Below are 25,721 nucleotides of genomic sequence, written 5' to 3' on the forward strand. Positions count from 1 at the left end.
TTATTTTTATAATCGCTTTGAAGCTATTCCTTTTCTTATCTTTTCTAGATTGCCCAATGCTTCATCTTTACTTGTCATGGCACTGTTTACATATATCCAATCTATTATCATCAAAGCTGACACCCTAGACTCCATAGCTTCTGATCTAAATAATGACTCTTTCCCATATGCAATCAATGAAATGTCTGATTCCTTAGCGATTGGTGATTTGGCATTTGCAGTTATGGAAATGATTTTCAGGTTGTTTTCTTTAGCCAATCTAATATTATCAAGCAGCTCTTTGTTGCTTCCGGAATTTGAAAAAGCATACACTACATCATTTTTAGAAGCTAAAGAAATTAACATTGCTTGCCAATGCGAATCAGATGTAGCACTGCAAGTTTTCCCTAGTCTTATAAACTTATGATGTGCATCCTCTGCTAGTGAAAATGATCCGCCCATGCCAAAAAACATAAGTTGCTTAGCTTCTAATGTAATTTTTGATGCTTCTGCTATTTTCTCAGGCTCATTTAATCTCAATGTGTTATCTAAGCTATTTATGTTAGATTTTAGTATTTTCTGCATTATTAAATATGTATCATCCCCTTCTTTTACTTCTTCGTGTATGTTTTCTATCGGCTTTATGATCTCCCCAGCTAGGTTTATCTTTAGATCTTGATATCCTTTATATCCAAGTTTGTTGCACACTCTAAATACTGTTGTTTCACTAACTCCACTTGACTCAGCTAGCTCTGTGATTGAGAAATGAATAATATCCCTCGGGTTTTCTAAAATATATTTAGCTACTTTCTTTTCAGCTTTATTTAAATCATTGTATATTTGAACTATTTTTTCTAAACTGCCTTTTTCATTTGCCATTTTTGCACCTCAATAAAAAATATTTTCTTTATTTTATCATAAAACTAAAGCTTAAGTAAAATAAAGGAGATGAATTTTTCATCCCCTTATTTTTGACCATAGCTTTTAAATTTTTCTATTATTTTTTCCATCTCTATTTCATCTATTATTACAGGTTCACCAATATTTTTAGCTTTTATATAAAGTTCAGACACATACTCCACATCTTCTAATATGCTAAAAGCTTCAAAGATATCTTTTCCTCCCGTTAGTACACCGTGGTTTGCTAATAAAACTGCTTTTCTATCTTTCATTTCATCATAAGCATTTTTTGCCAATTCTTCAGTGCCAAAAGTTGCATACTTAGCACATCTTACATCTTTACCCGCTGATGCTATCATATAATGGACAGCAGGTAAGCTCATATTCATGCAAGATAGAACAGTAGAATAAATAGTATGTGCATGTACTATTGCACCTATATCTTCTCTATTTGCATAAAAAATCCTATGTAAGTTATGCTCACTCGACGGCTTTTTACTGCCTTCTACTACATTTCCATCTATATCCATGATCACTATATCTTCTATCTTAGTATTATAGTAATCAATCCCACTTGGGGTTATGGCAAACATTTTTTTATCTCTATTAAAAATCGAGAGATTGCCACTTGTGCCTTTGGTTAAGTTTTTGTCGATAAGTTTTTTCCCGTATTCAACTAACAGCTCTCTTTCATTCAATAAAAGCATTTTATCACCTACACGCTTTCATAACCATTTGGATTATTTAACTGCCAGTTATACGAATCTCTGCACATAGTCTCTAAAGAAAATTGAGTTTCAAATCCAAGTTCTAATTTTGCTTTAGTAGGGTCTGCGAAACAAACGTCAATATCTCCAGGTCTTCTATCCACTATTTCATATGGAATTTTTACTCCATTGGCTTTTTCAAAGGCTTTGACTACATCTAGCACACTATAGCCTATTCCTGTTCCTAGGTTGTATATAAAAAGTCCAGCCTCTTTATTTATCTTTTCCAATGCTTTTAAATGTCCTATAGCTAAATCCACTACATGTATATAGTCTCTTACTCCAGTGCCATCATGAGTGTTGTAATCATTTCCAAATATATACAGCTTCTCTCTTCTCCCCAAAGCTACTTGTGTTATATAAGGCATGAGATTGTTTGGTATGCCATTTGGATCTTCGCCAATTCTTCCACTTTTATGTGCACCGATTGGATTAAAATACCTCAAAATTGATATACTATATGAATTATCTGCTGCGTATAGATCTTTTAAGATCTGCTCAATCATAAATTTACTCCAACCGTATGGATTTGTAGCCTTAAGTCTCATATCTTCAGTAAATGGAGCTTTATTTTCATCTCCATACACTGTTGCTGAAGAACTGAATACTATTTTTTTCACATTGTGCCCTTTCATCACTTGAAGTAAATTTAAAGTCCCTATGACATTGTTTTGATAGTACATAAGAGGCTTTTCTACTGATTCTCCGACTGCTTTTAGTCCAGCAAAATGTATCACAGCATCGATCTTATTTTCGCTAAAGACTCTATCTAATCCATCTTTATAGAGCAAGTCTTCCCTATAAAACTTTGGCTTTTTCCATGTCAGCTCTTCAATTCTTTTTAATACTTCCATTTTGCTATTTTTTAAATTGTCTACAATAACTACCTCATACCCTGCATTTAAGAGTTCTACGCAAGTATGACTCCCGATATAGCCTAACCCACCAGTAACAAGAAGTGCCATCTCATCCCTCCTAATTCATCATTCTTTTTAGCCTCGTCTTAATTAAATTAATCATGCTGTCGACTTCATCAATCTTTAGTGTCAATATAATCCCAAAATATGCTATAGCTCCTATGATAATTGCCACTATGAGTGCAATCTCTTCTATTGTCTTTGTGATTAGCATTTGATAAATAAACCACGCAATGGCCCCCATAGCAAGTGATGCAAAAGTTATCTTTGCAAGAGTTATCGCAATTTTCTTTAGGCCAAGAGCTCCTATTTTCTTTCTTAAGTTAACAAACAACAAACCTGTTGAAAATATAGCTGAAATGCTCGTAGCTAAAGCTAGACCACCTATACCCATATATCTTGACAAAATAATGTTTAGCACGATATTCATAATTACAGCAATTGAGCCATTAATCATTGGAGTTTTAGTATCTTGCTGTGAATAAAAAGCTCTAGATAGGATATCTCTAAGTCCAAATCCAATCATGCCGATTGAATAAAACACTAAAGCACTTGTGGTCAATGTAATTGCATTTGCATCAAATGCTCCTCTGCCAAAGAGCAGCTTAACTATGGGCTCTGCAAATAACATTGCCCCAACTGTAATAGGCATGATCAATATGCTAATTGAGTTTATTGCCTCGTTTATAGCAGCCTTTAATCCCTTTATATTATCATTTGCAGCCATCTTAGAGATACTTGGATAAAGTACTGTAGCGACAGGTGTAACTATAAGTCCCTGAACAAAGCCGTTTAATCTGTTTGCATAATTTAATGCAGATATCCCTCCAACTACTAGCCCCGAAGCTATAGTCCTATCTACTAAGGTGTTTATCTGGTTTACAGATACTCCAACAATTACCGGTAAAGCTATGAACATTAAATTTTTTAGATGTTCATCTTTAAAATTTATGCTGAATTTATGCCTATATCCAGACCGCTTGATAGAAGGAATTAAAATAAATAGCTGTGATGCTGTTGCCAATACACTTCCCAATATCAAAAACAGAGGATCTTTATTTGCACTGACAGCTATCGCTATGATGATAATTATATTATATGGGACACCTATCAAAGCAGGTGTTAGAAATCTATTGTTAAGCTGTAAATATGCACTATAAATATATGTAGTGCCTGTAAAATATATACCTACTAAACTCAATTTAGTAAATCTTATCGCCATGGCAAGGGTTTGTCCTTTAAAGCCTGATGCAAAAAGCTTTACGATAGGTTCAGTAAAAATAAGCCCTAATACTACCAGTACAGTAGAAATCAACAATAAGATGTTTACGATATTGCTTGTAAATTTATTTGCCTCACTATCTCCATGCTTTTCTCTTATTTGGCTAAACATGGGAATAAAGCCAGTTGAAAGCCCTGTCCCAACAAAAGAAAATATCACAGCAGGTATAGTAAGCGATATAAGGTAAGCATCAGATATCGCTGAAGCGCCATAAAAATATGACAAAACTAACTCTCTAAAAAAACCAAATACTTTTGAAACCACTGTTATAATCATGATGATTATTGCTGTTTTTTTCATAATCTGCTCCAATCTAAAATAATCTACTAAGTTACTTAGTAGATTATATCATAAGGATGGTTAATTGAGGAGAAGGATTTTAATTAGAAGTTAATTGAATTTTTCATTTTACAAACTTTATATGTTCCCATTTTAGCGGAGTTCCTTTTCTCAAATCAGAAGTACTCAAATTTCCAATCACATCATTAATATATTTAGGTGGTAGTCCATACCCAGGTCTTATAGACTTCACATTCTCTTCTGTAAATTTTTCTCCTGCTTTTATGTCTTCAACAATAAACAAAGATCTACTTAATAACCTGTTTGCTTTTTTTGATTCGTTTATACTATAATCAATATTTCCTAATGCCTTCTCTGCATCTCTTATCGAATCAACCATTTGTTTAAACTCATATGGATCTAGCGAAAAACTAGAATCAGGCCCTCCGATTGATTTGTCAAGTATAAAATGCTTTTCTATTACTCTTGCTCCTAAAGAAACTGCCGCAATTGGTACAGTTATTCCAAGCGTATGATCTGATAATCCCACCTCAACTCCAAATGTTTCTTTCATATTTGGTATAGTTCTCAAATTTGCGTCCTCAATTTTTGCTGGATAAGCAGATGTACACTTCAATAAAATAATCTGGTTGTTCCCCATACGTTTACATGCATCCACTGCTTCTTCAATATCACTTAAGGAAGCAACACCAGTAGATATAATTATTGGTTTTCCCTTTGAAGCAACGAATTCAATCAATGGTATATCCACAATTTCATATGATGCTATTTTGTAGGCTGGAACATCTAAACTTTCCAAAAAGTCAACAGCTGTTTTATCAAATGGTGTTGAAAAGAAAACCAAACCCAAATCATTGGCATGCTTTTTTAATTCTTCATGCCATTCCCAAGGCAGGTATGCCTCATTATATAAATCATATAAAGTTCTACCATCCCAAATAGTTCCATTATTTAATTTAAAATATTCATTGTCGCAGTCAATTGTCAATGTATCCGGTGTATATGTTTGTACTTTTATTGCATCTGCACCAGCTTCCTTAGCAGCTTCGATGGTTTTCTTTGCGATATTAATATCATTGCCATGGTTTGCAGATAATTCTGCTATGATAAAAACCTCTTCACCTATATTGAAGTGCTTTATTTTCATAATCCACCCTCCTGAGTATGAATTTAACCACATTACCATTCTTATCAATTTCTTCAAAATTTAAACTTGTGAATAACATTATTGAAACGATATTGTTTTCTAAAACATAAGCGATTATATCCATTACTTGATTGTTTTCTGAAAGCAATTTATCAATCCCTTGCTTTAGGATAGATTTTGAATATCCTCTCCCTCTAAGTTTATTTGCTAAACTTATACTAATTATTGCACTATTTCCTTCAAGTTTAAATCTAATTTGTCCTAGTACTGAATTCATGTTATCGACTACAACATAAAAAACTGTATTTTCACTTTCTAATACATTAAAAAACCACTCAACATGATCTTTCCATGATATCTTATTTTTATTTATTGAATATTGTCTCACTAAATCCTCATTTGAAATCTCAAAAACATCTATTACATCTTTTTTTTGTGCTTTTCTTAAAAAGATTTCCTCAGTATTTATTATATTGCCTAAGAGAGCATCTATTATTCTTTTTCTCCCTTTTTTATCTATAACATACTCCATATCTTTTGATATTTTTTTTCTGTTCTCATATTTTTTTAAATAAAAAAATTTTTCCTGAAGTTTCATAATAAAATTATCTTCATCATAATTCAATAATATTTCAGAATTCAAATACTCTTTAAGTGATTCAAAATTATTTTTTTGGTTCTCAGCAACTTGAATTGCTATGAATGGAGTTCTTGTTGAAAGGAGTTCATATATTGTCTGCCCTGCAGCAGATATAGCTATGTCTGCATTATAAATAATCTTATACATATCAATTTCTGTTAAATCTTTATGGTATAATACATTATTAATTTTATTTAATGAAACTAATTTTGAATATTGAAACGCATCCACAACAATATCAAAATTTATATCTGGATTTTTTTCACATATATACTTAATCAATATTGGCGTTAAATTTCTTATATCTGTTCCCCCCATAATGATTAATCCTCTACTCACATTTTTATTCAGAATCTTCTCATCATCAACACAAAAAGCCGATCTTAAAATTACATATTTTGCTCCCTTAAGAACCTCTGCCTCGGTTTTATAAGAATAATCTATGTGGCTCGAATCCAAAGATGGGTTTAGCACTATTCCTTTTGGATAACTTAATCTACCAATATCGTCAATGTATAGAGCTCTTTTAGACTTTAAAGATATTGTTTCATAACATACGTAATTTGCCAAATATGAATCTACAATGACATAATCTTCATCGGATATGGTATTATCTAAATATTCAATGTTTGCCCAATCAACATTTTTATATGCTTTTCCTTCCAATATTCGTATGTTGCTCACTTCCCCATGTACTATTAATTCAACCTTGATATTTCTACTTTGAATTTCATCATATAATGCGATACATCTGGATAAATGTCCTAATCCTATGTTTTTTCCACCTTCAGTTAAAATTATAACTTTCATCGATATCAATCCTACTTACTTTATTTTCTTCTGCTCTATATGAGCATTTATTTCATAAAGTTCTGGCATTTTATCAAATAATTTAATGATATCATTTAAATAAAAATCATGGACTCCGTGGTATAAGTTATCGTATATTCTTTTAATTAATTCAAAGTCTTCTTCAGTATCTAAAGTCCATCTATACTTTGAATAATCAGTTTTGTTTTTGTAATAAAAGACATTAGTTGAGGTTTCATAGATGTATGGTGTAACATGCTCCCTCTGATATTTTTCAGTAGCATTGTTATATGCTTTTTCTAAAAAATGAAATGAAAATACTTCAGTATCTAATCCTCTCGGAAATGTACGGTTTGACAAATCATTACCAGCATTGGTAACAATATCGAAATCATGATCGTTATAAAATTCTATAATCTCATCTACAATCATTGGATCTATCAATGGACAATCTGAAGTAATTCGGACAATAATATCAATATTATTCTCTTTCGCAGCATAATAATATCTTGATAGAACATCATCCTCACTACCTCTAAAAACTTTTGCACCATATCCTAAAGCCTCAGATTCTATTATTCTATCTTGTTCATTAGTTGTTGTTGCAATTATTATTTCATCAATAAGTTTAGATTGTCTAACTCTTTCTATAACATGTCCCAACACAGTTTTCCCTTGTATTCTTTTCATAACCTTTTCTGGAAGTCTAGTTGAGCCCATTCTTGCTTGGATAATTGCACCTATTTTCATATTCTTCCCTACTTTCGATAAAAATCAATTACCTTTTTCACGGCTGCTATAACATCACTAACATCTTCATTTGACATGCTGGGAAATAGGGGTAAAGTTATCATGTTTTGATACAATTCTTCGGCATTTGGACACAGCCCTTTTTCATATCCTAAGTCTCTGTAATAAGGATGAAGATAAACAGGAAGGTAATGAACGTTAACACCAATATTTTCCGCTTGTAGTGCTTCAAAGATTTCTTTCCGAGTTGTAGTTAATAAATCAGGCTTAATTTTTATCACATAAATGTGCCAACCTGAATTAGAAAACTCTTCTTCGAATGGAGTTGCAATTTCTTTTAGATCTTTAAATGCATCATTGTATAGTTTAACAATTTCTCTTCTTCGATTGATAAAATTATCAATTTTACTCATTTGACTTATGCCAAGTGCACTTTGAATATCAGTCAGTCGATAATTATATCCAAGATATTGTTGCTCATAGTACCAAGGTCCATGATTTTCATTAAAGTTCTCTTGATCTCTTGTGATTCCATGAGTTCTAAAAATCATCATTTTCTTATATAAGCCTTCACTATTTGTAGTTACAATTCCACCCTCGCCAGTTGTTATAGTTTTTACTGGGTGAAAACTGAATTCAGCCATATCCGCTTGACTTCCGACTTTTTCCCCTTTATATTCGCTACCTAATGCATGAGCAGCATCTTCAATTATGATTAAATTATTTTTATTTGCAATTTCTTTAATACTATCCATGTCAACAGATTGTCCTGAAAAATCTACTGGGATAATTGCTTTAGTCTTATTTGTGATTTTCTCTTCAATTTTACGCGGATCAATATTATAAGTCATTGGATCAATATCAGTAAAAACAGGAGTGCCTCCACAGTATAATACAGCATTAGACGAAGCTGCAAAAGTCATAGGGCTGACAATGACCTCATCACCTTCTTTTATCCCAGCTGCAAAACAAGCCATATGAAGAGCAGCGGTACCGTTTGAAACAGCAACAGCATATTTAGCTCCTACATAGTCAGCTACTAATTGTTCAAATTCTCTTACTACCGGGCCAGTAGTAAGATAATCCCCTTTTAATACATTAATGACGGCTTTAATATCTAATTCATCAATAGTTTGTTTTCCGTATGGTAAGTAGGTATCTCTTACTGGTCTTCCTCCAAATATAGCAAGTTTATCCATATGCATTCCTCCAATTTATAGCCCTAACTCTTCTATCTTCTTTCTTAAGGTTTCTACATCTAACCAATCAGAATTTGTTCCAGAATTATACTCCCAGCCTTCTTCAATTAAAGTGCCTCCTTCTTTAAAGTAATGATCCATTGACCACCAAATATAGTTCGGATAAATTATATAGTGGTCTCCATAATCATATGTGTTCCTAGAATCATCACTAGTTATCATAACTTCATGCAGTTTTTCTCCTTCTCTAATTCCAACAACATTAATCTTGCCACCTGGATTCATAGCATTAGCTATATCAGTAATTTTATAAGAAGGATTTTTGAATACGTATGTTTCTCCACCTTTGGATTCTTCTAAAGCTTTTATTACTAAATCAGCTGCGTCGTCGAGAGTCATCCAAAATCTTGTCATCCTCGGATCTGTAATTGGAAGCTCTTTAACCCCATTGTTAAGTAACTCTCTGAAGAAAGGGATTACAGATCCTCTACTTCCAGATACATTGCCATACCTAACAACAGAAAATACAGTGCCTTCTCCTCCACGATATGAATTTGCTGAGACAAATAATTTATCTGAAACCAACTTTGTTGCACCATACAAATTAATTGGATTAACTGCTTTATCAGTTGACAAGGCAATCACTTTTTTTACTTCACAATCTAGGGCTACATCTACTATATTCTGTGCTCCATGAATATTAGTTTTTATAGCTTCAAACGGATTATACTCACATGTAGGGACTTGTTTCATAGCTGCTGCATGAATAACATAATCTACATCTTTAAAAGCTCTATACATTCTATCTTTATCGCGAACATCACCAATAAAAAACCTTAATTTTGAAATTGAATCTGCATATTTATATGAGAGTTCTTTTCTCATCATATCTTGTTTATATTCATCTCGAGAATAAATTATTATTTTCTTAAGGTCATATCTCTCCAATAAAATCTCTGTAAATTTTCTACCAAATGAACCAGTTCCTCCTGTTATTAATACTGTTTTCCCTTCTAACAAATTTATCACCCGCTTATAATTATAATTCGAATAAAATAAATATATATTATATTTAAGCACATAATTATATCATTTATTTCAATGCTTATTTACTTATTATATCGTATTTTTTATATTATATTATATATAGCACTTCCAACTTATTAATTAAAATAAATAAACGTTTTTCATTTTATATATTTTGTGCCCTATTTATTCTAAGTTACCTTTCGCCTATTGATATTAATTAAAAATAAGTTCCTAGATATATATATCAAAAATTACTTCTCGAAATTTTCGTTATAGAATTAATAGTAAAAATAATCTCATAAAAGCCTTTACTTCAATATCTTTTTTTAAATACTATCTAACTAGCATTACATCAGATCATCTCTCTTACTAATATAATTCCTTCTGCTTTTGTGTCAGCATTGTAACTGACTCTCTGTGAAACACTCCTTTTAACATCCCATCCGCCATCTTTATTTGGTAATACATGATGTGAATCTTGTTTTCCCCATTAAAACCTCCTATAATTTGAGATATGCACTTACCTTATTATTATCTTCTTTTTGCTATTATTCATCTTTTTCTCAATGCTCCAATGACGCTAATCAGCAAATCCATTTTAATGTATGCAATTTGATTATTACATTCGAGTTTGAGAATAGGACTCTCTTTATGCAATTTACAATTTTATAGTGTATAACGTAAAATTTCAAAACATAAATATCGCTGCCAGTATAGATGTATTTTCTTTATTTATAATCTTATATCTATCATGTCGTCAGTTTCCAATGAGATGAAACATTAAATATAGTGGTGCCTCAATAAGTTTAAGTCTAGTTGATTTGTAATATTTAATAGGTTCATTGTAAAGGTCCCATACTGAAATCCAGTTATCAACGATGACATCTTTCACTTTACATATCTCTCTCCTACTATTGATATAATATCTGACATATACTCCTATAAATTAAACGGGCAATTCTTAAAATCTTAAAATGCCCATTTATTATATGGATATATAGTTTATTATAGCACTACTGATTCAGTACCTTTCGCAAGTCATACTCTGTATTTCTCAATGTCTTCATATTCTCATTAGATAAATATTATAATAATATGCACAACCTATGTTGTCTTTTAAAGCAAAGGCTTATATTTAAAAATTAAAATTCTTATTTGAAAACAGAAGTTTCTTCTATTCCAGAATACATGCCTTCATCCTTCATAATGCTTCATGTAATCGTGAGATAACATATTTTCGATCTATTAAACGTTATTTAAATACCATTCAATAGTTTACTTCATCCCTTGTTCAAAAGTATAAGCAGGTTGCCAACCTAGCTCTGTTGTTATATTTGTATTGTCAATTGCATATTTTCTATCATGTCCAGGTCTGTAATAAATATTTTATAAGATTGTGTGATTTTCCTAATGTACTAATAATCAATTTCATTATCTCGACACTTGTCTTCTTATTGTTTCTTCCAACATTATATATTTCTCCAATTATTTTCTTGCATTTTAAGCACATCAACTTAAATAATAATTATAATAAAATAAATTTTGAAATTAAATCCTGAATTTATAATTAAGATTGATTTTCGTAAAAAATAATAATAAAATCATTGTCCAAGTTCATCATTTTATTTCAAATTAATATCTAAAAAGATTATAGAATGATAAAAAAACTAATATGTTAGAACTATAACTTATTATTTGAATATATTAATACGAGATTTTGCGTTTGATTTTTACTCTGTTTTCCTGTCATTCTTAAAGTTTTGACTACTTATTGCATTTACACAACTAACTAGTAATATTAATATTTTGTGAACATCATTGATTATCATTTGATAAATCTTTTATATACCAATAGAACAGCACTAAAAAAATACCGTTGAATTTAAAATTATCATTAATCTTTTTTATTTTATTAAGTATTTTGCGATATTTAATAATACTATTATTAGTATTAAATAAAAATACATTTTTTTCATATAATGTATTTCTTTTCGTTTTAAAACTTCTTACATTATCATTAATCAAAATTATTATGTATAAAATAAAGATCACTAAGTCAAAATAAAAATTATTGCCCAGATTATTTTTATTGGTTTTACCTAAAATTAAAGAAATAAATACACCCAATATCAGAATCTCAGATTTGTTTTTTCTTATAAAATTATATAAATTTATTGACTTTTGTAACAGGTATTTAATTTTACTTTCATGAATATTTATTTTTATCCCAATTAATGACTTATTTTCAAAACATTCAGTAGCTGTTTTATAAGCTTTTTTCACTTCAAAAAATGTATACGGCACCCTATTATTTAATAACACATTGAAGTGCATCCTTCGTTTAACATATGGATAATTATTATCATTTGGGCCGTTATTCTTCGATTTTGAATTAATATCCATGTATAAATCAGATCTATTATTAATACTTAAATATGAAACTCCATTATACTTCCATCCATAGTTGAAAGATGTTATTCCTAATTCTGCTATACATTCCCTCTGTATTTCATAATTTAAGTCTACTCTTGTTTTTGAAAAATAGTCCATTGTAGGTAAGTCCTCATATACAGATTGTCTATAGAATGGTACATTTTCGTCAACAAATTCTGATTGTCCATTAACAGAACAATATATTTCTCCAGAGTCTATGCTTTTATTTCCTCTTATTGCAACTATTAAATAATCATCTGTAGTGACTAAATTTGATGAAACTGCTATAGTATGAGTATTCAATGAAGTTTTCAAGTACTCATTAATTATATGTATGTGCTTTTTCTCATAATCAAAATTATTTGAGAATTCTATTAAATCTAAAATATCATTATGTAAAATAGAGTCTTGAATTTTATCCTCATATGTGTCGAAAGAGTTAATTAGGCTCCCATATTCAGTTCCTTTTAAAAATTCATGTTTGTTGATAAGAGAGTTATCAAATGCATCTACAGTAGCATAAGTTGTTCTAACAACTTTAAAAGTGAGGATTTTGGTTGGTAAACTATGAATTTGGCTAATATCATAATTAATACTTTTAACGCAAGGCATTACTCCAGAATAATAAGTATCAGTATCTATCAGTTTATAATATTTTTCCCAAATTTCACCGTCATGCTTTAGAAAGTCCATAATCAATTTATTATCAAAACAGTTTGATGCTTTCTCAATGAACAATGAATTGTTTTCAACAACAAAAGAAAATTCTCCAGATAGTATTTTAATATAATCCTCTGGCCATATATTGAAAATATTTATCTGTAAATCTTTATCATTCCTTGACCAATATATAGTTTCTTCTATATTTTTAAGGATTAAAAACGATATTACATAATTGTACATGGATTCATTATTTCTTGTATTCACTATATATCCGTAGTGAGTAGACATTTGTAATATACATTTGCCTAGCAATGCTTCCTCAAGTGATTCTCTCTCATCAATATTATTAAATTCAATACTATTAAATATTTTTGTAAAAAATACGTCATGATAATCTTCATCTATAATGAGATTCATATAATTAAATTCTTTATTTCTCTGTTTGATTTCAGCCTTAAAGCTATTATAATCATTATTTTTAAGATCAGAAATGAATTTTTTTAACGTCTCTACATTAAATTTAGGATGCAACCCATGATATACGTCTTTATATGCTAAATTAGGCTCGAGAATAACAGATAGATCATCATCTAAATCCCTAACAGCTATCAAAGCGAGATTGTTAACATTGTTATTTTTTATCTCATTGTTAATAAATAGATTCAGATTTCTAATATCTATATTGTTATAATTTGAGACCATATTTATTATTTCACCTCATAAATTAAATTCTTGAAACAAGTTTATATCTTTTATCATTTAACGTTAGTTAAAATTCTCCAATTATCCAGCTATCGATTAAAAATCTACAGTTATTAATAGCATCTCTTAATTGATATATGAATGGGATGGCATATCCCTGAATAACCTATAGTATAGCTTTGAAAATTTATTTTATATTTTATTTTAAATTCCCATTTTTAAAATTTTTATTTCTTTTAGGTGGATAATAATTACTGTAATTGTGTCATAACTAAAAAATATAATAGTTTATTAAACTGCACAGTTTTGTACTGACGATAAAGGTATTATACCAAAACATTGTAATAATATCCATCTTGGCATTATCCTCGATAAAGTCAATTAATTATAAAAAAACATAAAGTAACTTCTAAAATAATATGTTATATTTATCTTATTTATAAACTTTTTCATCGTTTTCTAAAACATTTTTTTCTTTCTTTTAGTTATTCCCGCTTATTTGTTATTAAATCACAATATACTGAGTTTTAGCTAATTTACTTTTATAATCTCTCTCATAATATTATATTCATTTTTTATGATAAATATTGCAATATGAATTATTATTTTCAATTCACAAGTATTATGATGTTCTCTTAATATATATGAAGGATAAAATCAACATCTAATAATATGCATTCATTATATTCTTACTATACTTTGAGCAAATAAAATCAAGCTAAAAACATCCAAGTAAATCACTTGGATGTTTTCCATCAAAATATCAATCGAAATAATCTGCAGCTTTTATCGCTTCTATCATACTAGATTCATTTGCTGAGCCTTTTCCTGCTTTGCCAAATGCTGTCCTGTGGTCTACAGATGTCCTTACAATAGGTAATTATACTGTTATATTTACCCCTTCGTCAAATGCTAATAGTTTCATAGGTATATGACCTTAGTCGTGATACATGGCAACCACTATATCAAATTCGCCTTTATAGGCTTTTAAAAATACTGTGTCTGGTGCAACTGGTTCTGCTACATCTAATCCTTCTTCTCTTGCTTTTAAAATAGCTGCTGAAATATCTTCTATATCTTATATGCAATCCTTTGCCACTTGTCATATCTCCATATGCCAATACATCTTCAATCGTTCTCGTACCACCTTTATAAATGCAGCCCAATGATTTTTCTTCGATAGTAGTTAGCCCGCCTTCAATATTTCCTGGTGTAGGTTGACCACTCCTTAAATCAACTCCCATTGTATTTGCTGTTTACTCACAATTCAGCACTATCTTCATAATTTTTTGAGCTACTTTTTCATTTCTAGCCCTCTTTGCTAATATATGTTCTGCTCCAATAAATTCAGTTGTTTAAGAAAATATAGATGTCCATTTAAATCCACTAATTTATCTGTCACATACCCTACAACTGAATTTGTTGCAAGACCAGATGTAGTGCCGGATCCACCGCTAAGTCAGGACCGATTTGACTACACCAATGCTGAATTAATTCATCCAAAGTTAAGTAGTCATCGACTAAAAGTTTTTCTAAATCTTTTTTCTCATGTATACCAGTATTTTCTGGCTCAATGAATATGTCATTTTTTTCAATCTTATCAGTATTTGTAAGGATAGACGCCCTTTCAATCATTGCTTCAAGTTCTCTGACATTTCCATCGTAATCATAATTAGTTAAGTAATCTAAAGAATCCTCTGAAATATATTTGATTGATTTATTGTATTTTTCTGAGTACTTCTCTTTTTTGAGAGCATTAACCTTAAATTATTTTCAAGCTCTTGAAGCTCTGTTATGTCATTAAATGTAGCTACAGCTACCTTTGCTTTGTCATCAACTCCTATATTACTTATCCTGCTGCCTATGGTATCTCCTACAAATACTTTTATTCCTTGATCTATGTATGGTTTGATAACTTCTTCTGCCTTATCTTCTCTATTTATCTCGATCTTAACTATATCTAAATCAAGTAATTCACCTATTAAATCACTACCTGATATGACATTTTGATATCCGACAAGCCCAATCTTATCTTTGTATCCTTTAAGCTCGACAAAGCCTCTTAAAAGATCAAATGAAGTCACTGCAATTTCAACAACAGGAACATTTACTTCTCTTTTTATCATGCTGTATGTTCCACCTCTAGAAATGATTATCTTCGCACCAGATGAAACAGCTCTTTTAGCTTCAATTACTCCTTGACTCAAATCCCCAAATATGACATCGATATTTTCATAATCGTTTTCATTAACAACTTTTTTTGCTAATTCAAATAACTCTATAAATGGAGTTATGATTACTATATCTTTCATAAAATCACCGCTTTCAAATACTATATGTATTATATCAAAAAATAGGTGAAAAAAATAAGTCACTAAAAGCGGTAGTGTAAATTAATTGTTTATTTAATTGCAAAAATAAATTGGCTCCATTTTGTTCTGCAATCTAATTTAGTTTATGTTTTCTATGAATATGTGTTTCTCCATATTTTCAATGTCTACTTTTATAGACTGGTATCTTAACTTCCCCATATCTCAAATGATTTGAATTTGCCGGAATTTCTAATATAATAATTTGTTGCCGCTAATACTTCTTGGATCTTATCTGGCATGTCCATGTTCTTGCATATAGATGGCTGAACTGCTATTATCTTACCTCTCAGCACTTTATCTTGTTTTTTCATATCCTCCAGGAATTTCTCATATTCTCCCTTAATAAATTTACAATGATCAGATTTTCTTCTATCCCTTATTTTCTGAAGAAAAATTGACTTAGTTTTTAGCCATATTGTTGACTTAATAGCCTGACCCACTACTTCATATATATCTCCTATGCTTGAGTTATAATTTTTTGCACTCATTGCCTTAACATGATAAAAAATAACTTCATACTCCATTTCTTTACTTTGAATTGTAATGAAGTCTGCCATTTCTCCAGAACTATGATCGTATATAATGTAATCAAGTTCTACATTCTCAGAAAGAAGCTCTTTGAGTGTCTCATGAATTGATTTACCTATCTTGCTAGTTTCTGTTGTTCTAATTTCAATACTCACATCCGTTTTAAATTTTTCTTTCCAAGGGATTGTCACGATATTATCATTAGTGAAAACAATAGCTTTTGGATCTCCCTCGCTGATTTCATTCCCTTGAATCATAACATCATCAGTAGTGCGGAATATCAACGGATAATTTGATAGGTACGAAGATAAACCAATTTTCTGTCTCCCCTCAAAAATTAATATTTTTTCTTCTACGGATAGGTAATTACCATCTTTGTCACAAATGAGACTCTGCCCTATCTCGTCAATCGACGCTTGTGTAGTAATTGTATCTTTTTCTATGTTCGTTATCTTAATCTCAAGATCAGTTATGATGCCGAGCTTACTTCCAGTATTATCATACACTAATGAAGGATTAGTATAAGATTCTCCTGAAAAATCTGCAAAATAAATATTTTGGGGATACTCTTCAAGTTTTTTGGGAATAGATAAAAAGTCAAAATTTGTATTAGTTTTTACCACCATTTCAGAATTAAATATTTTAACACCATTTAAATCGCACCAAGACACAAAATCTTTTAAGTTGGCATATGCACTACTCCAGATTTTTGAACCACTACTATATCCAATAGTAACTTGCTGTTCTTCTTGTGTTGCCTTACAAAACACGTGCCCTGCAGAATATAGCCTACCTGTACTTGGATCGATTGCTTGGCTAACATCAGATCCAGCAGATATCCTGTAAGATTCTCCAGATTCATTAAATCTATTTTGCATTCCGGAGTTGAAAATTTCGAATTCTTTTAAGTTTCCTAGCACCCTATGCATTTCATGCTTTGGTATTTTCTCATAACTATCAGAAAATGATTTTACTATTTGGTCATAGATAAATTCACTTTTAACTTGTGAGTATATAAATAAGATTCCTGTCTGTTTTTGATAGTGTACTATAAATAAAATATTTTCTTCATCTTTTACATTATTACCAGTATACCATTTCGGATTTGCATAATCCTTCCCTATAGCAACGATAGTATTATCTTCGCTATTCAAAAATGGACCATAATCGATATTGCAGATTTCTGGAAAATTCCCATGAATATCAAAACCAGTCACCTTGTATAGCTTCGCATGACAATTAGGCCTAATAGTATGCAGAGATAAATCCATGTCTGGATCAATTTGATTATTATTATCAGCCAAAAATTCACCAATATATTCTTTTTCTATTTCTTCACTATTTATTTTATTTTCACTTAAGTCAATTATTATTTCTTGCCAAATAGCATCACTCTTATAAAGTGCTTTATTTTCGATTACTAACTCCTCATCATTCATTGCTATAAATTTTGCTACATCAATATTATCAGCATTTGTACGTGCAAATCTTCCAATAAATTGAAGTGTATTTGCTAAAGATTTATGCGGATCATGTATTGCTGCAATTTTTAGATTTGGGAAATCGAAGCCTTCTCCAAGCATATCAACACATATTATTCCATCTAGCTCTTTACTACGTAGCTGATCTATAATTTTATGTACTGTCTTGGAACTCATAGAACTGTCAATTCTTTGTAAATTTAATATTGTTTCAGAGTTGTATAAGCCTTGTAATTTTTTAGCTCTATCTTTGCTGCTCGCTCTCACCATTAAAAAATGTTCATATCCCTTCTCACGGTCAAGAAGGAAAATTGACTCTGCTTTTTTAGCAATAAGATAGTCTTTGTTTTGGGCATTTGATATAGGTATGTATTGTATTTCCCCAAAAATACCATCTTTATAAGCTTGAGATAGTGGATAATTATAAACAAAATCTCCTCTTATTCTCTTATTATCCATTCGAAATGGAGTTGCAGTAAATAAGACGTGTTTTGCTTCATTTACGTTTTCTAATATTTCGGTCCATGTTTTTGCAGGGACATGGTGTGCCTCATCAATCAATACTAAATCAAATTTATTTCTAATATTCTCCGCTCTGGATAAGCTCAATCCAACTTGAGGTGTTGCAACAATTACATCTGAATTTTCAATTTGATTATCATGATCTTCTTTGTAAAGACTTTTCATCTCAAATACTCTTGGCTTATTTATTCTATCAGAAAAAACATTTACTTTAATCAGTATTTTTAATGTTGAAAATTCTTCAGAGACCTGACTTCGCACTAACTTACTTGGGGTAATAACTAAAACTTTGTTGGATTCTAAAACGTACGGAGTCATCATCAAAACAGTAGTTTTCCCAGAACCGGTAGGCATTACAACGATAGCTGCTTTAGCTTTATTCAGTGTAAAAAATGATGAAATTGAATGAATAGCACCTAACTGTGCATTCCTTAATCCACTATTCATCCCATCAGCCTTAGGATATTCTATTTTCCTGTAATTTTTTGAAAAATAACTATTCATCTTAATTCCCACCCATGTATGCTCCTGTTCTAATTAACTTTTTTATATGGCTTCACAAATTCTCGATACAACAAACTTATCAGCTATTCCACATCTCGCCCATTAATACAATACTCTGACACCTCTATATAGAAATAAAATGGGCAACTCTACATATCTTAAATTCCCGTTTTAATTCAATACTCTTTGTTACAAATAAAGTTTATCACAGCATATGTGAACCAATCACAGCAACTCACATAAAGTTTATTTCATCAGCTCTGAGTTTGTTATATCAGCTCTCACATGGAATCAATCACATCAACTATCACATGAATCATCACTTTCATCGCCAACATAATATCTCACTATACAGCCTTACCGTCTACCCATCCTGATCACATTTATGCTTATATGAGGTTCTACAGTTTTTGATGGTTAATGGGTTGAGAAACAAATAAGTCAATGCATCACCAACAAGTTAAACCCATGTGTACATCATATCATAGTAGTTGGTATAGTCACCAGAAATTATATTATTAATCCATTCAGTATTATTTAAATACCAATCTATAGTTTCTTCCATACCTTGTTCAAATGTATAAGAAGGTTTCCAACCAAGTTCAGTCATGATCTTTGTATTATCAATGGAATACCTCCTATCATGTCCAGGTCTGTCCTTAACATATTTAATGAGATTGCTTGATTTTCCTAATCTACTGATGATTAATTTTACTATCTCAATATTTGCTTTCTCATTATTTCCTCCAATATTGTATATTTCTCCGTTCTTTCCTTTGTACAATACTGTGTCTATAGCACTGCAGTGATCTTTTACATGTAGCCAGTCTCTTATTTGCATGCCATCACCGTAAACTGGCAGTTCTTTATCATTTAGACAATTTATTATCATTAGAGGTATCAACTTCTCAGGAAATTGATATGGTCCATAATTGTTGCTACATCTAGTTATGTTAATTGGCAACCCATATGTTTTATTGTACGCTCTTACAATTAAGTCAGCACTTGCCTTTGATGCTGAATAAGGACTATTTGGCAACAATGGTAAATCTTCGCTAAACCTACCATCTTTACCCAAAGCACCATATACTTCATCTGTTGAAACTTGCAAATATTTTACATTATCAATGTATTCATTGCAATATTTATCATCTGGATTAATCTTCCAATGTTTTTTTGCTGCATCAAGCAACACTTGAGTACCTAAAATATTAGTACTTAAAAATATTTCAGGATCTTCTATGCTTCTATCAACATGAGATTCAGCAGCAAAATGAACAACTTTGTTTATACTAAATTTATCAAAAATACTATCAACTAATTCTCTGTCTCTTACATCTCCTTTAATGAAAGTATAATTTTCATTGTTTTCTATGTCTTTTAAATTTTCTAGATTACCAGCATATGTTAGCAAATCCAAATTGACTATGTAGCTATCTTGATGTTCACATAACATGTGCTTAATAAAATTACTTCCAATAAACCCAGCCCCACCAGTGACTAAAATAGTTTCCAAATTATCTCTCCCTTCTTTAATCACTAATTAGAGAAAGAATGTACTTCCCATATTCTGTTTTTTGATATTGTATTCCAATATTTATTAATTCTTCTTCAGTAATCCAGCCATTTTTATAAGCTATTTCTTCAATACAAGCTACATACAATCCTGTCCTCTTTTGAATAGTTTTTACAAAATCAGAGGCATCTGCAAGTCCATCATATGTTCCTGTGTCTAACCAGGCAAAACCTCTTCCAAGTAATTCTACATAAAGTCTGCCTTCCTCTAAATAATCTCGATTCAGATCTGTTATTTCTAGTTCTCCTCGTGCAGATGGTTTAAGTCTCTTAGCTCTTTTAATTACAGAGTTATCATAAAAATAAAGTCCTGGAATTGCATAATGTGATTTAGGTTTTTCTGGTTTTTCTTCCAGTGAAACAACTTTACCTTTGTCATCAAATTCAACAACCCCAAAATCACTCGGGTTATTTAAGTAATAACCAAATATAGTTGCCCCTTTGTTGTTTTTTGATGTTTTTATGAGTTTATCAACAAACCCTTGTCCATAGAATACATTATCTCCGAGTATTAAACACACATCATCTTCACCAATAAATTCTTCACCCAAAATAAATGCATCTGCTAATCCCTTTGGTTTTTCCTGAATTTTATAGTGAATTTTCATTCCAAGTCTATTCCCATCTCCTAATAAATTTTCAAATAAATGTATGTACTCTGAATTGGATATAAGTAAAACATCTTTAATCTTTGTTAACATTAAGACAGATAATGGATAATATATCATAGGTTTATCATATACTGGAAGTAATTGCTTACTAATTCCTTGTGTTATAGGATAAAGCCTAGAACCATTCCCTCCTGCTAATATAATACCTTTCATCATTTTTCTCCTTAAATTTTGCTAATTCTTATTTTATAATTTATTATGAACTCTAAGTTCATCTAGACTTAATTTGGTAAAAATTATGAATCATATCAATAATATATTTAGTTTTCTCAGTTTCTAATCCGAAATATATTGGCAATCTAACTAACCTTTCACTTTCTCTAGTAGTATAGTTATCCTTTCCATGAAAACGTCCGAATTTTAATCCTGCTTTAGAACTATGGAGAGGTACATAATGAAATGCCGAATGTATACCTTCTTCCTTTAAGTAATTAATTAATGATGTTCGTTCTTCAAGGTTCTTACATTTTATATAAAACATATGGGCATTATGGGTACAATATTCAGGTATTACTGGTAAATCAATTAACTTTTCATCTTCTAATTCTTTTAACCCAATATAATATTGGACCCATGTTTTAAGTCGATTATCATTAATCATTATAGCTTCTTCAAGTTGAGCATACAAATATGCTGCATTTAATTCACTAGGTAAATATGAACTTCCCACATCTACCCATGAATATTTATCGACTTGTCCCCTAAAAAATTTACTTCGATCAGTTCCTTTTTCGCGAATTATCTCAGCCCGTTCAATAAATTTTGAGTTCCTTATTACTAAAGCTCCTCCTTCTCCCATTGAATAATTTTTAGTTTCATGAAAACTGTATGCACCTAAATCACCAATTGCACCAAGAGCTTTCCCCTTATATGTTGACATTACTCCTTGTGCTGCATCTTCTATAACAATTAAATTGTATTTTTTTGCTATATCCATTATTTTGTCCATTTCGCATGAAACGCCTGCATAATGAACTGGAATGATAACTTTTGTCTTTTCAGTTATTGCATCTTCAATCAAATTTTCATCAATATTTAAGGTATCTGGTCTTATATCCACAAATACTATGGTTGCTCCCCTTAGCACGAAAGCATTTACTGTTGAAACAAAAGTATATGATGGTGCAATTACCTCATCCCCCGGATGAATATCAGCTAAGATAGCAGCCATTTCTAATGCATGAGTACATGATGTTGTTAACAGAACTTTTGATACATTGAAATTTTCTTCCATCCAATTATTGCACTTTTTAGTGAATGGTCCATCTCCACATAGTTTTTGATTGTTTTCTATTGCTTCTTTGATATATTCTATTTCTCTTCCAATATAGGGTGGTACATTAAAATCAATCATCTTTAGATTCACCTTCACTCACTTTTTACTCAATCTCTTCCAAATATTTTTTCTCATAAACTAACAAATCCTTTCTTCTATCTTTAATTTGTTTTGCAGGTATACCTGAATAAATCTTCCATGGTTCAGTACTTCTTGTTACCAAAGACATTGCGCCAACAGAGCACCCTTCTTCTAATATCACTCCAGGGCAAATTATACTACCAGCACCAACTATTACATGCTTTTTTTTACTGCTTGTTTTTTTGTTTCAAGTTTATACTTATCAGGAACAGTCGGATTAGTTAAACTCTTTCAGTGTAATCATCAGATTGGGTATTTATTAGTTATTATGAGAAAAAGAAAGAACACACAATTACTAAAATTTTAGCTTATACTGCCTTCTTCCTTAATTGAATCTGTTAATTTATAAATTGCTTTTATTCAAAAAAATCTAATATATTTTTAATAAATACTTTTGTGTTAGTTAATTGAAGAGCTTTTTCTTTGGCAATTTTACTTTGGTTCATATAAAAATCTTTGTCTAAATAATATTTTTTTATTAAATTATACATCTCTGAATATGTTTCACAACAAAATTCATCCCCTACGTTTTTTGCAACATCTCCGTAATTTAATGTAATTACCGGCTTACCTTTATACAGTGCATAAATAGCTGATGTACCTCCACCTTTCCTTCTTGGATTGATAAATAAATCAACGTGTTCCATAATAGCTAATAGATCTTTTTGAAATCCCATGTTTTTAAAATTTCTAAACAAATACTCATATTGTTTTTTCTGCTCATTATTAAATTCGTAATTCGAAATAAAGACTACAAAAGCATTTAACTCATTGCAACATATGTCTAATACTCTTAGAAAATCATCATCTAATTCAAAGTTTAACCTATTACCTACTACGGTTAATATAAATCTATTGTTTGGTATGTTTAATTGCTTTTTATTAAATTTTTCAACTTGATTTTTTAACTCAAATGCTAATTTTGAAGTAATCATATTTTCTTCCTTAAAATCATAAAGCTTAGTATATAATTCTTTATCATGTTCATTATTAACAGCATAGAAATTAGATCTTGAATATTCATACATCCCTAAAGGTACTGTAACTGCAGGTATAATATTCGACGCTATATCTCCAACTATTGACTGACCAATGTTAATAATTAAATATGGTTTGTTTTTTTGTATAGAATTTAATATAATATCTATTTCTTGATCATCTGGCATATTAACATAAGGTTGATAAAATGGAATTATTGTATCTTTCCAATTTATACTATTTATTGAACTGAATTGTTCAACTACATTTCCTCTTGTGATATTAAACATTGGGATCATTCCCTCTAAAGTTAAACATTCTTTTGTGTTAATTAAAATAACTTTTTTATTGAAATGCTTGATTAAATTATAGCATATGTCTAGTGCAACTTTAGTAGGTGAATGGTGTTCACTTAAAAATTGACTTGTAAATACATATATAAATTGATCATCTCTTTGATTTTTTTGTACTCTTTCTAATGCTCTATGTGCTAAATAGTCATCATATATGTTATCATACAATATTTTAAGATATTTATAAATCTTATTATCTTCATTTTTATTTAGGAAATTATATCTTTTTAGTTGATAGTAACAAAAAAATTTATTTTCTTTACTAAGAGTTTTACTGTTAACTAATGTTTCTACAAAAAAATCTATATATTTTGATTCATGATATATGTTGATTAATGCGGAACATAATAATATTATGAATCTATCATTTTCATTAAAATCATATAGGCTCTTTTCTAATTTAAACTTGGCAAGATTCAATTCAAATAAATTTTTAATATTTAGTACTTCATAAATTTCTTCCCACAGTTGTTGAATATGTCCAAAATTATTTGCAAATTCTTTTGTTGAAATACTAGAATAATATTTTATTTTATTTATTATATCGTCAACATAATCTATATTATAATGGAAAACATATTTATTACATTTATCAATATCCGAATTATCTATTTTTATAATATTTGTTTCTATATTGGTTTTAAATGAAAAAATATGGTTTTCTCCATTTATATAGTAAATCTCATTTTCAAAGTTATTGTCAGAATCATTGAATTCATAAGGATCCTTTAAAACACTATAACCCTCAAATAATCCTTCCTCATTTTTTATTACATAGAAATTTTTGCCATTTGTTTTGTTTATCGTTTCGTCTAATATTGAAGAATAAAATTTATTTGTATTTATGTGTTGACCATTATTGTTTAAATATAAAAAACCATTTATCCACTGCTTATATAGAATATATTCAATTAATATAAATTCTTTAACATTACTAGCAATATAGATTTCATAATCATCTAAATTATTGTTAAATAAAATATTTATTATATAAAATATGTTATCGAATAACAAATTATTCTCATTAACATCGTTAAAAATATGTATTTCATAATCTTGAGAATCAAAAACGTCTAAAATGTCATTGTCTTCCTCTATTGTTATCCCCTTATAAAACCATAAAATAGCCTTCTTTTTCATCGTAATCATACCACCTTAAAAAATAATTATCATTATATAAAACAAATCTTTAGATTAAGTACAGGATAGTTAAGTAGTTCCTATTTTTATATAAAAAGAAATTATTGTCCAGATTCTATATTATATTTAAAAATAAATATGTAAATAAATTGTAATAAAAGCTAATATTTTAAAATATCCACTTGGATCGTATCCACTGATCTTCTAAGATTGTTTAAGTTTATCTAGTATATATTTTTATGATTAAAATATCCCAATTTTTAATTTGATTCTAATGTTGTTAGACAAGCTGGCATAGTTAGCTAACATAGCTTCCTAATTCTATAATCTTTCAACCTATAGTTGTTAATGAATTCATCTTTTAATCACCTTAAAAAACAGTAATTAATTTCCTTACAATTTATCTATTCACTTTCTCTGTTTTAAATTGCATAATATTTTTCGCAAAACATTTTCCACCATCTTTTATATTCTTAGCAATTACATTATATCAAACCGAGGATTATTCTCTATATTTTTTATCCAACAATTATTTAACGCTAAATAATGTTTCTCGTGAATGTGACAAAAAAATTTAACAATACTTTAAATATATGATAAAGTTCTTTTCAATATAGTAATAATAATGTTGCATCGATTAATAAAAAATTTATCTTTACGAA

At 29.8% G+C, this 25,721-nt stretch carries 19 protein-coding genes and 2 pseudogenes; all 21 read right to left on the bottom strand.

Annotation, left to right across the window (positions count from 1 at the left end; genetic code table 11):
- Window positions 1-6 precede the first annotated feature (6 nt).
- The 21 genes and pseudogenes from BO51_RS00530 to BO51_RS00630 all read right to left on the bottom strand — a co-directional run bounded on the left by BO51_RS00530 (window position 7) and on the right by BO51_RS00630 (window position 25,059).
- Window positions 7-858: a MurR/RpiR family transcriptional regulator gene (locus BO51_RS00530; RefSeq protein ID WP_496483049.1), complete on the bottom strand. Its 852-nt coding sequence runs from the start codon at window positions 856-858 to the stop codon at window positions 7-9.
- 86 nt (window positions 859-944) lie between these two features.
- On the bottom strand, window positions 945-1,586 hold the full coding sequence (locus BO51_RS00535) for an L-fuculose-phosphate aldolase (RefSeq protein WP_496483050.1): 642 nt from the start codon (window positions 1,584-1,586) through the stop codon (window positions 945-947).
- A gap of 8 nt (window positions 1,587-1,594) precedes the next feature.
- Window positions 1,595-2,611: a UDP-glucose 4-epimerase GalE gene (gene galE, locus BO51_RS00540; RefSeq protein WP_496483051.1), complete on the bottom strand. Its 1,017-nt coding sequence runs from the start codon at window positions 2,609-2,611 to the stop codon at window positions 1,595-1,597.
- Between the two features lie 10 nt (window positions 2,612-2,621).
- Complete coding sequence (murJ, locus tag BO51_RS00545) at window positions 2,622-4,145, bottom strand: murein biosynthesis integral membrane protein MurJ (protein ID WP_496483052.1); 1,524 nt, start codon at window positions 4,143-4,145, stop codon at window positions 2,622-2,624.
- A 103-nt stretch (window positions 4,146-4,248) separates the two neighbouring features.
- Window positions 4,249-5,292 (bottom strand): pseudaminic acid synthase, encoded by a 1,044-nt coding sequence (gene pseI / locus BO51_RS00550; RefSeq protein WP_496483053.1) that lies wholly within the window; start codon window positions 5,290-5,292, stop codon window positions 4,249-4,251.
- Window positions 5,264-6,742, bottom strand: a complete 1,479-nt coding sequence (locus BO51_RS00555) for a GNAT family N-acetyltransferase (protein ID WP_496483054.1) — start codon at window positions 6,740-6,742, stop codon at window positions 5,264-5,266. Before BO51_RS00555 ends, pseI begins: the two co-directional genes overlap by 29 nt.
- A 15-nt stretch (window positions 6,743-6,757) precedes the next feature.
- Entirely contained in the window at window positions 6,758-7,492 is a 735-nt protein-coding gene (locus tag BO51_RS00560) for a cytidylyltransferase domain-containing protein (RefSeq protein WP_496483055.1), read from the bottom strand.
- A gap of 8 nt (window positions 7,493-7,500) precedes the next feature.
- A complete protein-coding gene (pseC, locus tag BO51_RS00565; RefSeq protein ID WP_496483056.1) occupies window positions 7,501-8,691 on the bottom strand; it encodes a UDP-4-amino-4,6-dideoxy-N-acetyl-beta-L-altrosamine transaminase in 1,191 nt (396 codons plus the stop codon).
- 15 nt (window positions 8,692-8,706) lie between these two features.
- Window positions 8,707-9,711 carry a UDP-N-acetylglucosamine 4,6-dehydratase (inverting) gene (gene pseB / locus BO51_RS00570; RefSeq protein ID WP_496483057.1) on the bottom strand — a complete coding sequence of 335 codons (1,005 nt, stop codon included), beginning with the start codon at window positions 9,709-9,711 and terminating at the stop codon, window positions 8,707-8,709.
- Between the two features lie 361 nt (window positions 9,712-10,072).
- Window positions 10,073-10,180, bottom strand: a pseudogene (locus BO51_RS00575) (DUF2188 domain-containing protein); the annotation flags it as partial.
- Window positions 10,181-10,995: 815 nt separating this feature from the next.
- Entirely contained in the window at window positions 10,996-11,103 is a 108-nt protein-coding gene (locus BO51_RS00580; protein ID WP_496483089.1) for a GDP-mannose 4,6-dehydratase, read from the bottom strand.
- Window positions 11,104-11,535: 432 nt separating this feature from the next.
- Complete coding sequence (locus tag BO51_RS00585; RefSeq protein WP_496483058.1) at window positions 11,536-13,518, bottom strand: hypothetical protein; 1,983 nt, start codon at window positions 13,516-13,518, stop codon at window positions 11,536-11,538.
- A 763-nt stretch (window positions 13,519-14,281) separates the two neighbouring features.
- Window positions 14,282-14,593 (bottom strand): annotated as a pseudogene (locus BO51_RS00590) (4-hydroxythreonine-4-phosphate dehydrogenase PdxA).
- Window positions 14,496-14,762, bottom strand: a complete 267-nt coding sequence (locus tag BO51_RS00595) for a hypothetical protein (protein WP_496483059.1) — start codon at window positions 14,760-14,762, stop codon at window positions 14,496-14,498. Before BO51_RS00595 ends, BO51_RS00590 begins: the two are co-directional and overlap by 98 nt.
- A gap of 163 nt (window positions 14,763-14,925) precedes the next feature.
- The gene (locus BO51_RS00600; RefSeq protein ID WP_496483090.1) at window positions 14,926-15,231 is read right to left on the bottom strand and encodes an AAA-type ATPase lid domain-containing protein; all 306 of its coding nucleotides are present in this window, start codon (window positions 15,229-15,231) and stop codon (window positions 14,926-14,928) included.
- Window positions 15,204-15,830, bottom strand: a complete 627-nt coding sequence (locus BO51_RS00605) for a PrpR N-terminal domain-containing protein (protein ID WP_496483060.1) — start codon at window positions 15,828-15,830, stop codon at window positions 15,204-15,206. Before BO51_RS00605 ends, BO51_RS00600 begins: the two co-directional genes overlap by 28 nt.
- Window positions 15,831-16,036: 206 nt before the next feature.
- Window positions 16,037-18,925 carry a DEAD/DEAH box helicase gene (locus tag BO51_RS00610; protein WP_496483061.1) on the bottom strand — a complete coding sequence of 963 codons (2,889 nt, stop codon included), beginning with the start codon at window positions 18,923-18,925 and terminating at the stop codon, window positions 16,037-16,039.
- A 460-nt stretch (window positions 18,926-19,385) separates the two neighbouring features.
- Window positions 19,386-20,441 carry a dTDP-glucose 4,6-dehydratase gene (gene rfbB, locus BO51_RS00615; protein WP_496483062.1) on the bottom strand — a complete coding sequence of 352 codons (1,056 nt, stop codon included), beginning with the start codon at window positions 20,439-20,441 and terminating at the stop codon, window positions 19,386-19,388.
- 16 nt (window positions 20,442-20,457) lie between these two features.
- A complete protein-coding gene (gene rfbA / locus BO51_RS00620) occupies window positions 20,458-21,324 on the bottom strand; it encodes a glucose-1-phosphate thymidylyltransferase RfbA (RefSeq protein ID WP_496483063.1) in 867 nt (288 codons plus the stop codon).
- Between the two features lie 58 nt (window positions 21,325-21,382).
- Window positions 21,383-22,525, bottom strand: coding sequence for a dTDP-4-amino-4,6-dideoxygalactose transaminase (gene rffA, locus BO51_RS00625; RefSeq protein WP_496483064.1), 1,143 nt, complete (start codon window positions 22,523-22,525; stop codon window positions 21,383-21,385).
- Between the two features lie 419 nt (window positions 22,526-22,944).
- On the bottom strand, window positions 22,945-25,059 hold the full coding sequence (locus tag BO51_RS00630) for a glycosyltransferase (RefSeq protein WP_496483065.1): 2,115 nt from the start codon (window positions 25,057-25,059) through the stop codon (window positions 22,945-22,947).
- Window positions 25,060-25,721: the final 662 nt, after the last annotated feature.

The organism is Soehngenia saccharolytica DSM 12858 (genome assembly GCF_059568515.1).